Here is an 11,520-nt window from a genome sequence, read left to right as displayed (position 1 = left end):
TTCTACGGCACTTGGATGTGCTCAATAAGCGTCTCCAGCGTTTTTTCACCGATACCGGAAATCTCTAGTAAATCATCTGCCTTTTGAAACTGTCCATGCTCTTCACGATGAGCAATAATTGCTTCCGCTTTAGCAGGACCAATACCGGGCAATTGGGTCATTTCCTCACTGGAAGCGGTATTAATGTTTACCTTTCCGTCTCCCGTCTGCCCTTCTTCGGCATTATTATCTGTGGTCTCTTCTTCCTGCCCGGCAGTAGGTACGACGATAACCATTTCATCCTGGACGGCTTGAGCTAAGTTTACTTGCGCAACGTCCGCGTCTCCGGTAAAGCCGCCGGCCCGTTCCACCATGTCCTGGACACGATCGCCTTCTTCCATTTCATATACTCCCGGGTCTGTTACTTCTCCTTTGACATCGACCAATGCAGTTTGCGTTTGCGGCTGAGGTTGAGGCTGGTCTTCCACGGCTTCTTCAACAAGCGGAGTTTCTGCCGGTTCGTCCGGTTCAGGAGATATTAATGAGGCAGACAGCGGATCAGAGGTGTCTTCCTTACTGAGAAAAATTACAAATACAATAACAGCAACCATGCCAAGCAAAAGAAATTTATTTCTCTTCAGCCAATACAACGATATTACCTCCTTCTTTGTCAAAATAGTATTCCATAATATTATTTCGACAAAGAAAGGTAATCTCCTTTTTTCAAAAAAACAGCTCAAAATGAACTTTTACACGTTTATTTTTCAGCTAAAAAGAAAATTCTTTCCGATTGTTCATCCCAAATACCTTTTTCTAATGAAAAATCAGCGTAAATATGGATTTTTTTGAATCCAATTTTTTTTAAAATAGATTGATATGTCGCTGCAGGGAATGTACGTTGATGATGTGTTTCTTGAAAACGGGTAAAATGGTTTCCTTGTTCCTGCTGGAAAAAGGTGAGCTGATGATACATTTCTCCTGTTTCATCCCCGGGGATGCATTCCCAAATATATGCCGCTTCTTCCATTACATCAGCGAATGTCTGGCCGATATAGATATCTTCCACGGTATGCATGGAATGCACATCGAAGAAAAATATCCCATCTGTTTTTAAAGCGTGATAAATATTATCAAACGCTTTTTCCACTTCGGAAACATCCGTTATATAATTCATAACATCACAACAGCTAATTGCCATATCATAGTGCTGTTCCCAATCAACTGATTGTGTAATATCCGCTTCCAGCCAGTTTATGCTATTAGCAGCAGTTGCATCTTTTTGAGCTTGTCTCAGCATGTCCCCGGACTGATCTGCTCCTGTCATAGTGTAGCCGCCCGCTGCCAGTTTCCTTGTGATAACACCTGTGCCGCAACCTATATCTATAATCGATTGAACCGGCTTTTCTGCCTGCGCTATGATGTGCTGAATCATCACCATCCAATCATCGTAAGGAACATGATCCATCAGCGCATCATAAACGTCAGCCATTTTATGGTATGCCATTTTCATTACCCTTCTTGCGCCACATTCAGCGCAACACGATCGGCATCGCCCCAAAGTTTTTCTAAATTGTAATAGTATCTTTCATCTATATGGAAAACGTGGCAAACAATATCGCCAATATCAACAAGAACCCAGCGTGCTTCTTCAAAGCCTTCCAGTCTCTTTACGTCGTTTCCATTTTCTTCAGCTGTTTCTTTGATTGCACGGGCAATTGCTTGCACCTGCCGTTCATTACTTCCGTGGCAAATGATAAAATAATCTGAAACGAGCGATACGTCATGCATATCTAATGCCACAATATTTTCTGCTCTTTTATCATCGCAGGCTTCTGCAACTGCTTGAATTAATGCTTTATTATCCATTTTCTATTCCTCCAAAAACTTGTTGGTTTAAATCATTATAAGCATGAAAGCTGTCAGGGTATACGGTGTTATTCTTTTCCATTAAGAAACGAACTGTATTTCTTGCCGCCTGATAGCATGCCTTTGTTAAATCTGTTTCAGCTGTAGCCCTTACTTCATCTACTCCAGGAAAGTTTCTGCCCGGCTCTGTATAATCAGCAAGAAAGATAATTTTATCCAGCTTTGTCATATTTGCTCTTCCCGTTGTATGAAAGAAAATAGCATCTTTGACGGCTTGATTGGTAACGCCATATTTTTCTTCAATCCGAACCGACGCAACTGGACCATGCCATAATTCGTGATGAAAGGAAAGCAGTGAATCTGGCAAATTGCTGTCTGACTCAATGGTTTGCTTCATATCTTCTAAAGGATCACATTTACAGTAATCATGAAGTAAAGCAGCTATTTTTGCATTTTCCACTGATTCACCAAAGTTTTCAGCAAGCTTTATTGCTGTATCTGTCACTCGCAATGTATGTTCATACCTTCCCCCAGTCAGCCTTTCTTTCAAATCAACTTTGAGATTCTCTATATCCATAAATCCGATTCTCCTTAATATAATTCATCACATCATCAGGAAGCAAATAGCGGACTTTCTCCCCTTCTTCCAGCCGCGTTCTTATAAAGGTAGAGGAAATGTCCAGCGGGTGTATTTCCAAACATTCAACAGAATACGGCGTTTCTAATCGGTATCCCGGTCTCGACACGCCGATAAAATGAATCATATTCATTAATTCATCTATCCGGTTCCATTTGGGCAAATACGCTACCATATCACCGCCGATAATAAAACTGAAATCAACTTCAGCGTAGTTCATTGTTAATTCCTTTACGGTATCGTAGGTGTACGATTTCCCTTCTCTTTCCAGTTCTAAAGCATTGACTTGAAAATGCGGATTATCCTGAATGGCTAAACGCAGCATTTCCAGCCGATGTGCTGCATCAAGAACTTCTGTCTCTTTATGAGGTGGTGTGCTTGTGGGAATAAACCAAATCTCATCTAATTGCTTTCTGATTCTAACTTCTTCGGCAATCCATAAATGACCTATATGGGGAGGATTAAATGTCCCCCCCAGAATTCCAATCTTTTTCAAATACTCACCTTCTGCAATAATAAATACATGTACAAAAGCTTCCGATGTTTTTGGCGGGGGAATTATACAAAATCTCTCGTCCGCACTTCGTCGAAAACATGGAAACCTTTGGAATGCTCTTTATTGTGGTAGTTTGATTTCTTTATGATCTTCTGATTCGCGGTATAAAATAATTGTGCTGCCGATAACCTGAACCACTTCCGCATCGGTTCCAGAAGATATTTGCTCAGCTACAACATGTTTATCTTCCAAACAATTTTGCAAAATACTTACCTTGATTAATTCCCTTTTTTCTAATGCTTCACTAATTTGTGTTACCATATTTTCATTTACGCCGTCCTTGCCAACCTGAAATATCGGCTTAATTTGATGAGATTCACTGCGTAAAAATTGCTTTTGTTTATTTGTTAACATTTTATTTATCTCCTTTAATTCTTGCTATCATTTCTTCGTCCATTCCCGTAACATCTATAGGTTGACCTGTCCAAATTTCAAAGGCTTTCTGCGCTTGATAAAGCAGCATCAAATGCCCGTAATGTGTGCGCCCGCCTTTTTCTTTTGCCTGATTTAAAAATGGTGTATCCAGCGGCTGATAAACAATATCACTTACAATAGTGTCTTTCCGTAAATTCGCGAGGTCTACAATTTGTTTTGCCTCATTCATCCCCACCGAAGTTGTTTGAATAATGACATCATATGCCGCCAAATTTTCCTCCGCTTCTTCCAGGGTAATAACAGAAGCTTGATATCCTTTGACAATATCTTCGCATTTTGTTTTCGTGCGATTAGCAAGCGTCAAATCATTATAGCCTGCCTGAATGAGACCATGAAAAATACCTCGTGCAGCACCGCCTGCACCGAGTATTAAAATAGAAACGTCGATATTGCGATCCATATCAGGAAACTTGTCACGTAAGGCCTGTACATAACCGATGCCATCTGTGTTATACCCAACCCATTTATCTCCTTCCAGAGACACGGTATTCACTGCTCCGACCCGCTCTGCAGTAACATCCATTCTGTCCAGATAAGGTATAATGGTCTGTTTATAAGGAACTGTAATATTAAAACCGTTAACTTTTGCCTCTCTCAGCTTGTTGATCTCTTCTTCAAAGACTTCCTCACTTGGTATCTCATGCAGCGAATAGGACCCTTCTATACCAGAGCGCTCTATAAAAGTATGGTGAATCCAAGGTGATAAAGAATGTTTGATTGGATAACCGATTAATTTCAATGTTAAATGCAACAAAATGCCTCCCGTCTCTCCATAGTAAATACGTACTTGTCTAAAATAGCAGCCTTCTTAATGGCCTGATAAAATAGATTTTCTTGTTGTTACCGCAACTCCTTTTGGACTATGGGCAGCCACTGTAGCACCATCTCCTTGCACACTGATCCATCCCAGTCCAGGAAAGACAATATCCACTTTACCTTCCTCTACTTTAAAGCTGTGCGCCACCAACGGCGGAAATTGATCCACCTGGTCTTCATATGGTGGAGACAGCAGCTCTCCGGCGTGTTTCTCATACAATGCGTCCGCATTCTCCAATTTTGTCCGGTGGATAGTCAAATCATTTGAGAAATAGCAGATAAAGGACTGTTTCTCTCCTTTAATAAAATCAAGGCGCACCAATCCGCCAATAAACAATGTTTGCTGTTCATTTAATTGATACACCCGAGCCTTTACTTCTTTTTTCGGTGTAATCATTTTTAATTCCTTTTCCGAAACATAGTGAGCCATCTGTTGTTTATTCATAATACCGGGTGTATCTACCAAAGCTGACTCCTCATCCAACGGTATTTCGATAAAACCTAACGTTGTTCCTGGAAAATAGGATGTTGTTATAGCATTTTCTTCTCCAGTCGTCTCTTGAATTAAGTGATTGATAAACGTTGATTTACCAACATTGGTTACACCGACAATAAAGACATCCTTATTGGCCCGATGTAATTCTATTTTCTGCTTCAGCTCGTCCATCCCTTTTCCTTTCACTGAAGAAATTAAAATGACATCTTTGATTTTAATGCCCAGCTGACTTGCTTCATGACGCAGCCATTGTTTCAATTTATTCTCATTTGTTGATTTTGGCAATAAATCCAGTTTATTTCCTATTAAAATAATTGGATTATCCCCTGTAATTCGCGGCAAATTACTTAATAAAGTTCCTTCCACATCAAAAACATCAATAAGATGTACAATTAAACCATCTCTGTCACGAATGGAACTGACCATTTTTAAAAAGTCTCCATCCGTCAGGGATACATCTTGAATTTCATTATAATGCTTCAAACGGAAACATCTTTTACATAAAATAACCTCTTTTTCTAATGCACTTTTAGGTGCATATCCTGGTTCATTGGGATGCTCTGTTTGAATAACAGCTCCACATCCTTGGCAAATATATTGCTCCAACCTTATTCCTCCTTACGACGGTTATCTTTGACCGGCATTCTTTTTAAAATTTTTCGCTCAACCAGACGATTAAATTTTGTTTTTTTATCGTCTGTCTGCACTACTGGAACAACCAGAACAGTGTAAAAACCGGCTATATTACCGCCTAGCACATCTGTCAGCAGCTGATCACCGACAACTAAAATCTCTTCTTTATTCAAATCCATCTCTTTTGCTACTGTTTTAAAAGCTCTGCTTAAAGGTTTCTTGGCACTGAATACAAACGGTGTTCCGAGTGGTTCTGAAAAAACAGTAACACGTTCTTGATTATTATTTGATATGATGGTCACTTTTATATCATTTTCTTCCATTATTTTAAACCATGCAATTACATCAGGTGTTGCATCTTTTACATCCCATGCAACCAGCGTATTATCCAAGTCCGTAATAATACCTTTTATTCCCTGTTCTTTTAATTTTTCAGGTTTTAAGTCAAAAATTTGATCAATTTGCTCATCCGGCCAAAATTTAGAAAACATACATACACCTCAAGATTTCCAATTAATTAATAGTATTCTTTTTATGTAAAGTTCCTTCCTTCATTTCACGTCGATTAGGTATGGTAACTCCACGCTACAACACATTATACCTAATCCTGCTACAGCTGACTAGCTTTTCAAAGAATTATTATCTCTATAGAAACGAGTATAACCAATTGACATTGCACTCCGCTCTATTCTTTTAATCCATGAAATGATACCAGCTATTCTCTAAATATGCTTATAATCCATAAAAATCGTTCGACAAATTCCGATATTATTCGTTTTTGTGGATAACTTTATCAACATGAAAATGTACCAATAACAATATCAAGCGAGGTTACCCACCTTTTTATACACAACTTATGTACAACTATATGTAGATAAGTTGAAGCTTGTGAACACAAGATACACGTGTTAAATTATTATTAACTTAGAAGAATTGCTGACGATTGAGGAGGTTGTATTGTGGAAACATTATCGGACGAACTATTACTTGAATCATATTATACGGCAATAGCCTTAAATTTAAGTCCTGATTTTCTTTCTTTGTTTGAGGAAGAAATCCATAAAAGATCTCTGACTCATAAAATCAAAGAATCTGTATAATTTTGTCCTACCGATAAAACTTCAATGGAAACATTGAAGTTTTTTTTGTGCTTTTCCCCTCGTTTCTTCCTATTTAAAATATAAACTTTTAACTGCTGCAGGCTTCGTTATTTTAGTATGCAACCAACTTCCGAATAGGTTATAATCATTTATAGCGCTCTGATTTTGTGTAAAAATCGTAAAGAGATGGAGAAGAAATAAAGAAAAGCATGGTATTCCCCCTTTATTAAGCACCGAATAACCTTTAAGCATTCTGTAAAAGCTAAATCTCATCCTTATTTCTAATATAAGTTACTAAAAAAGGAATTCGTAATTACCATAAAAGGAGGAAATTACTGTTGACATTATTACATTGGGCTGTATTATCGCCATTTATCGCAGCCATACTTATTCCATTCTTGTATAAGTATTTCAAAAGAATACATACTGGCTGGTTTGTTTTCATTCTGCCTTTGATTCTATTCATTTATTTCTTATCCTTTATACCCAGTACATCATCTGGCGAAGCCATTTTAAATACATTACACTGGGTGCCTTCACTCGGCATCAATTTTGATGTATATGTAGACGGACTGAGTCTTATCTTCGCCTTATTGATTACAGGAATCGGAGCACTCGTTGTTCTGTATTCCATTTATTATTTGTCAAAACGTAAAGAGAAACTGAATAATTTTTATGTTTATCTTTTAATGTTTATGGGTGCTATGTTAGGAGTCGTTCTTTCCGACAACTTGATTGTTATCTATGTTTTCTGGGAAGTAACAAGTATCGCTTCTTCTTTATTGATCAGTTATTGGTATACAAGAGAAAAATCGATTTATGGTGCTCAAAAATCAATGTATATCACCGTTTTTGGCGGATTATCCATGCTTGCCGGTTTTTCTTTACTTTACATTATTGCGGACACATTCAGTATCAGGGAGCTTATTGCAAATGCAGATATGATTATGACCAGCGGCTTATTTATTCCGGCAATGATTCTGGTCTTGTTAGGGGCTTTTACCAAATCCGCCCAATTTCCATTTCATATCTGGTTGCCGGATGCGATGGAAGCACCGACTCCAGTCAGTGCTTACCTTCACTCTGCAACCATGGTTAAAGCGGGGATTTATCTGGTTGCTAGATTAACAGGTGTTTTCGGCGGCACTCCGGAGTGGTTTTGGATTATCACCGGAGCAGGATTAATCACCTTAACCTGGGGGTCTATCTTTGCGGTACGCCAAAAGGATCTAAAAGGCATTCTGGCATATTCTACCATCAGTCAGCTTGGCTTAATTATGAGTTTACTCGGAGCAGGTTCTGCTGCATTTTATTTCCAGGATGGAGATAATGCATTATACATGACCGCTATTCTTGCTGCGGTATTCCATTTAATTAACCATGCTACTTTTAAAGGAAGCCTCTTTATGGCGGCTGGAATTGTGGATCATGAAACAGGTACAAGGGATATTCGTAACTTAGGCGGATTAATGACAATTATGCCTGTGACAGCAACGATTTCACTGATTGGCCTTGCATCCATGGCAGGTTTGCCTCCGCTTAACGGATTCTTAAGTAAGGAAATGTTCCTTACTGGTATGCTGAATGTAACGGAATACGGCATTTTCAACTTGGAAACAATCGGATTTATCATTCCGATTATTGCTTGGATTGCCAGTGTATTTACTTTTCTTTACTGTATTCTTATGTTTTCCAAAACATTTATGGGGAAATTCGACGGCAGCAAGCTGAAAGTCGATCATGTACATGAAGCACCTGCTGGTATGCTGATCAGCCCAATTATATTGGCTGTATTGGTTATCGTATTTGGACTTTTCCCTAATCTGCTGGCCTACTCCATTATCGAACCGGCTATGGCAGCCATTGCTCCGGGAATTATTTCTCCAGGAGAAGTTTTCGATGTGCATATTACCCATTGGCACGGCTTTTTGGCGCCGGAACTTTGGATGACTATCGGCATTGTTATTTTAGGTGTCATCTTGTTTATGACCTTCAAAAAATGGGAAAATACTGCGTTCTACCGCGGCGAAAAAGATTTGGTCAACGCTGCTTATGACAACGGGTATAATGGATTAATTAAAGGCTCACAAATATTAACTCGTATGCAAATGACCGGCCGATTAAGAGACTACTTTATTTATATGGGTGCATTTATTATTTTCATCATGGCTTATACCATGTACCGTTATAGCTTACCGGCTATTCAATCACTTGATTTATCACCTGTTCCAGTTTATGTATGGTGTGTGGTTGTGGTATTTGTCTGCTCAGTCATTGTTATCCCGTTCATTAATAATCGGGTAGGAGTGATTGTAGCGACTGGTGTCAGCGGCTTTATCGTAGCTTTACTATTTGTTCTATTCAGAGCTCCAGATTTAGCATTGACCCAGCTATTGATTGAATCGGTATCCGTTATTCTGTTTATGCTTGTGTTTTATCACTTGCCGAAACTGAAAAAGGTGAAAACACCTCCAAAATGGAAAGCTGTTAAATTAATTATTTCTATCGGATTCGGATTGATGATTACACTTGGTTCCTTATCCGCATTTTCGTTGGGTCAGGAAGCAAACTATTCATCTATTTCCGATTACTTTACAGAAAATGCTAAGGACGAAGCGGGCGGTTACAATATTGTCAATGTTATCCTAGTAGACTTCCGTGGCTTAGATACGATGCTGGAAGTGCTTGTTGTCGCTCTTGCTGTACTAACTGTGATCAGTTTGATCCGATTACGTTTTAAAGGAGATGAGGATGTATGATGAAAAAACCTAATGATGTAATGCTGCAGACGTTTGCCAGGTTAATTATTATGATTGTCCTCTCCTTCTCCATTTATTTGCTGCTGGCAGGGCATAACAGCCCTGGCGGAGGCTTTATCGGCGGTTTGATGACGGCAACCGCCATTCTAATTTTGTACCTTTCCTTTGATTTAAAATCAATTAAGAAGGTCATTCGATTTGACTATATTAAAATAATCGGGATTGGATTGCTTTTGGCCAGCTTAACAGGTGTTGTTTCGATGGTTTTTGGTTTTCCATACCTCAAGCAATTCTTCGATTATTTTACATTCCCTATTTTGGGAGAAGTGGAATTGACCACGGCACTTCCTTTTGACGTAGGTATTTACCTTGTTGTATTGGCCAGTGCGCTGGCAATTATTTTAACGATTGCGGAGGATGATAAATAATGGAACTTTTAATGTCAATTGTTATAGGGATTGTTTTTAGTGTTACGATCTATTTATTTATGTCTAAAAACTTGCTCCGCGTTGTTGTTGCAACACTATTGCTGTCTCATGCCGTGCATCTTTTACTATTAACTATGTCTGGACTGCAGCGCGGCGCTGCTCCTATTTTAAGTTTCGATGCAGAAGCATATGCTGACCCGCTGCCACAGGCACTGGTACTCACGGCAATTGTTATCAGCTTTGCAGTAACTGCTTTGCTGTTAGTAATGTCTTATCGCACTTATAAAGTGCATAAAACAGATGATTTAGAAGAATTAAGGGGTTCTGCTGATGAGTAATGTAATTATTCTGCCGATTATTATACCTTTTATAATCGGCGCTATACTTATACTATTATACAAACGACACGGGGTGCAGCGTGTCATAAGCGGAATCACAATGCTCGGGTTACTGGCACTTTCTGTTTACTTAGCCATATATGTATACCAGCATGGAACGCTTGTTTTAGAACTTGGTGACTGGGAAGCTCCATTTGGAATTGTTTTTGTGGCTGATTTACTATCCACATTAATGCTGCTTCTGTCTACCTTAGTCGGAACTGCATGTTTATTCTTTGGATTCCAAACGATAGCCAGGGACCGTGAAAAACAATTTTTCTATCCCCTGTACCTGTTTTTAATGATTGGGGTAAATGGTTCCTTTTTAACAGGTGATTTATTTAACCTGTTCGTATTTTTTGAGGTCATGTTAATCGCCTCTTATGGATTAATTGTTCATGGCGGTACAGGCTATCAATTAAGAGAGTCTTTTAAATATGTGATTATCAATATTTTTGCATCCGCCCTCTTTATTGTCGGAATCGCATGGATTTATTCCATTACCGGAACAATGAATATGGCGCATATCGGCGAGCGTGTTGCTGAATTAGACCAGACAGGGGCACTCAATATTGTAGCTGTGATGCTATTTATTGTATTTGCATCAAAAGGGGCTCTATTCCCGTTGTACTTTTGGCTTCCAAGATCGTATTACGGCCCGCCTGCTGTTATAGCAGCTCTTTTCGGCGGTTTGTTGACAAAAGTAGGTATTTATGCGATTATCCGCACCTTCACGGTTATTTTTAACCATGATGTCACTTTTACGCATAAAGGGCTTATCACTACCATTGCCGGTTTTACGATGCTCTTGGGCGTACTCGGAGCTGTATCGCAATTTGATTTCAAACGGATACTCTCTTATCACATTATCAGCCAGGTCGGCTATATGGTGATGGGACTGGGGATTTTTACACCACTGGCCGTTGCTGGCGCTATTTATTATATTGCGCACCATATGATTGTCAAAACAGCCCTATTCTTATTTGCTGGTGTCACACAAAAAATTACTGGAACAACCGATTTAAAGAAAATGGGCGGTTTAATCGGAACACATCCATGGGTGGCATGGCTGTTCTTTATCACGGCTATTTCTTTAGCGGGAATCCCTCCATTGAGCGGATTCTTCAGTAAATTTCCTATCATTTTATCCGGTTTCGAGGAACAGCAGTATGTTATTTCCGGTGTAGCTCTGTTAGTAGGGTTACTGACGCTATTTTCGATGATGAAAATATTCAGCTATGCCTTCTGGGGCAAGCAGAAGCATACAGAAGAACAAGCAAAAATCCCAGCAGGAAAATTATTACTGCCAATCTTGCCGCTCGTTGCACTTACTATTATTTTAGGTTTTGCAGCAGAACCGATTTTCACATATTCGATGGAAGTGGCAGAAGATATAATGGATCCTGCAAATTATATTGAATCTGTACTGAAGGAGTAG

At 39.1% G+C, this 11,520-nt stretch carries 14 protein-coding genes; 5 read left to right on the top strand and 9 right to left on the bottom strand.

All coding sequences use genetic code 11. The features are described from left to right. Positions 1 to 2: 2 nt before the first annotated feature. The 9 genes from ACFQ19_RS09825 to ACFQ19_RS09785 all read right to left on the bottom strand — a co-directional run bounded on the left by ACFQ19_RS09825 (position 3) and on the right by ACFQ19_RS09785 (position 5,909). Entirely contained in the window at positions 3 to 629 is a 627-nt protein-coding gene (locus ACFQ19_RS09825) for a helix-hairpin-helix domain-containing protein (protein WP_379591902.1), read from the bottom strand. A gap of 107 nt (positions 630 to 736) precedes the next feature. Further along, complete coding sequence (locus ACFQ19_RS09820; protein WP_379591901.1) at positions 737 to 1,483, bottom strand: class I SAM-dependent DNA methyltransferase; 747 nt, start codon at positions 1,481 to 1,483, stop codon at positions 737 to 739. A 5-nt stretch (positions 1,484 to 1,488) separates the two neighbouring features. Then, positions 1,489 to 1,845, bottom strand: coding sequence for a ribosome silencing factor (gene rsfS / locus ACFQ19_RS09815; protein WP_379591900.1), 357 nt, complete (start codon positions 1,843 to 1,845; stop codon positions 1,489 to 1,491). Then, a complete protein-coding gene (yqeK, locus tag ACFQ19_RS09810) occupies positions 1,838 to 2,422 on the bottom strand; it encodes a bis(5'-nucleosyl)-tetraphosphatase (symmetrical) YqeK (RefSeq protein ID WP_379591899.1) in 585 nt (194 codons plus the stop codon). Before yqeK ends, rsfS begins: the two co-directional genes overlap by 8 nt. Then, positions 2,397 to 2,978, bottom strand: a complete 582-nt coding sequence (locus ACFQ19_RS09805) for a nicotinate-nucleotide adenylyltransferase (RefSeq protein ID WP_379591898.1) — start codon at positions 2,976 to 2,978, stop codon at positions 2,397 to 2,399. The genes yqeK and ACFQ19_RS09805 overlap by 26 nt, the downstream gene beginning before the upstream one ends. Before the next feature lie 120 nt (positions 2,979 to 3,098). After that, complete coding sequence (gene yhbY / locus ACFQ19_RS09800) at positions 3,099 to 3,392, bottom strand: ribosome assembly RNA-binding protein YhbY (RefSeq protein ID WP_379591897.1); 294 nt, start codon at positions 3,390 to 3,392, stop codon at positions 3,099 to 3,101. Between the two features lies 1 nt (position 3,393). Further along, positions 3,394 to 4,224, bottom strand: coding sequence for a shikimate dehydrogenase (gene aroE, locus ACFQ19_RS09795; protein WP_379591896.1), 831 nt, complete (start codon positions 4,222 to 4,224; stop codon positions 3,394 to 3,396). Positions 4,225 to 4,281: 57 nt separating this feature from the next. Further along, complete coding sequence (yqeH, locus tag ACFQ19_RS09790; protein ID WP_379591895.1) at positions 4,282 to 5,391, bottom strand: ribosome biogenesis GTPase YqeH; 1,110 nt, start codon at positions 5,389 to 5,391, stop codon at positions 4,282 to 4,284. A 2-nt stretch (positions 5,392 to 5,393) separates the two neighbouring features. Further along, the gene (locus tag ACFQ19_RS09785) at positions 5,394 to 5,909 is read right to left on the bottom strand and encodes a YqeG family HAD IIIA-type phosphatase (protein WP_379591894.1); all 516 of its coding nucleotides are present in this window, start codon (positions 5,907 to 5,909) and stop codon (positions 5,394 to 5,396) included. Positions 5,910 to 6,377: 468 nt separating this feature from the next. On the opposite strand from ACFQ19_RS09785, the gene ACFQ19_RS09780 reads away from it, so the two are divergent. The 5 genes from ACFQ19_RS09780 (at position 6,378) to ACFQ19_RS09760 (ending at position 11,520) form a co-directional block, all read left to right on the top strand. Continuing rightward, the gene (locus ACFQ19_RS09780) at positions 6,378 to 6,518 is read left to right on the top strand and encodes a sporulation histidine kinase inhibitor Sda (RefSeq protein WP_040980271.1); all 141 of its coding nucleotides are present in this window, start codon (positions 6,378 to 6,380) and stop codon (positions 6,516 to 6,518) included. A gap of 338 nt (positions 6,519 to 6,856) precedes the next feature. Beyond that, on the top strand, positions 6,857 to 9,277 hold the full coding sequence (locus tag ACFQ19_RS09775) for a Na+/H+ antiporter subunit A (RefSeq protein WP_379591893.1): 2,421 nt from the start codon (positions 6,857 to 6,859) through the stop codon (positions 9,275 to 9,277). After that, the gene (locus tag ACFQ19_RS09770; RefSeq protein WP_379591892.1) at positions 9,274 to 9,705 is read left to right on the top strand and encodes a Na(+)/H(+) antiporter subunit B; all 432 of its coding nucleotides are present in this window, start codon (positions 9,274 to 9,276) and stop codon (positions 9,703 to 9,705) included. The genes ACFQ19_RS09775 and ACFQ19_RS09770 overlap by 4 nt, the downstream gene beginning before the upstream one ends. After that, complete coding sequence (locus ACFQ19_RS09765; protein ID WP_379591891.1) at positions 9,705 to 10,043, top strand: Na(+)/H(+) antiporter subunit C; 339 nt, start codon at positions 9,705 to 9,707, stop codon at positions 10,041 to 10,043. Before ACFQ19_RS09770 ends, ACFQ19_RS09765 begins: the two co-directional genes overlap by 1 nt. Continuing rightward, positions 10,036 to 11,520 carry a Na+/H+ antiporter subunit D gene (locus ACFQ19_RS09760; protein ID WP_379591890.1) on the top strand — a complete coding sequence of 495 codons (1,485 nt, stop codon included), beginning with the start codon at positions 10,036 to 10,038 and terminating at the stop codon, positions 11,518 to 11,520. Before ACFQ19_RS09765 ends, ACFQ19_RS09760 begins: the two co-directional genes overlap by 8 nt.

This window comes from Oceanobacillus locisalsi, from assembly GCF_042675985.1.
GTDB lineage: Bacteria > Bacillota > Bacilli > Bacillales > Amphibacillaceae > Oceanobacillus > Oceanobacillus locisalsi.
Note: the sequence above shows the minus strand (reverse complement) of the source record. Positions and strands in the feature narration are given on the sequence as shown.

What these genes read in the sequence shown, in the direction of transcription:
- ACFQ19_RS09785 (WP_379591894.1), bottom strand. Translation starts at nt 5,909, where the DNA reads ATGTTTTCTAAATTTTGGCCGGATGAGCAAATTGATCAAATTTTTGAC.
- rsfS (WP_379591900.1), bottom strand. Translation starts at nt 1,845, where the DNA reads ATGGATAATAAAGCATTAATTCAAGCAGTTGCAGAAGCCTGCGATGAT.
- ACFQ19_RS09760 (WP_379591890.1), top strand. Translation starts at nt 10,036, where the DNA reads ATGAGTAATGTAATTATTCTGCCGATTATTATACCTTTTATAATCGGC.
- yhbY (WP_379591897.1), bottom strand. Translation starts at nt 3,392, where the DNA reads ATGTTAACAAATAAACAAAAGCAATTTTTACGCAGTGAATCTCATCAA.
- ACFQ19_RS09770 (WP_379591892.1), top strand. Translation starts at nt 9,274, where the DNA reads ATGATGAAAAAACCTAATGATGTAATGCTGCAGACGTTTGCCAGGTTA.
- ACFQ19_RS09820 (WP_379591901.1), bottom strand. Translation starts at nt 1,483, where the DNA reads ATGGCATACCATAAAATGGCTGACGTTTATGATGCGCTGATGGATCAT.
- yqeK (WP_379591899.1), bottom strand. Translation starts at nt 2,422, where the DNA reads ATGGATATAGAGAATCTCAAAGTTGATTTGAAAGAAAGGCTGACTGGG.
- ACFQ19_RS09765 (WP_379591891.1), top strand. Translation starts at nt 9,705, where the DNA reads ATGGAACTTTTAATGTCAATTGTTATAGGGATTGTTTTTAGTGTTACG.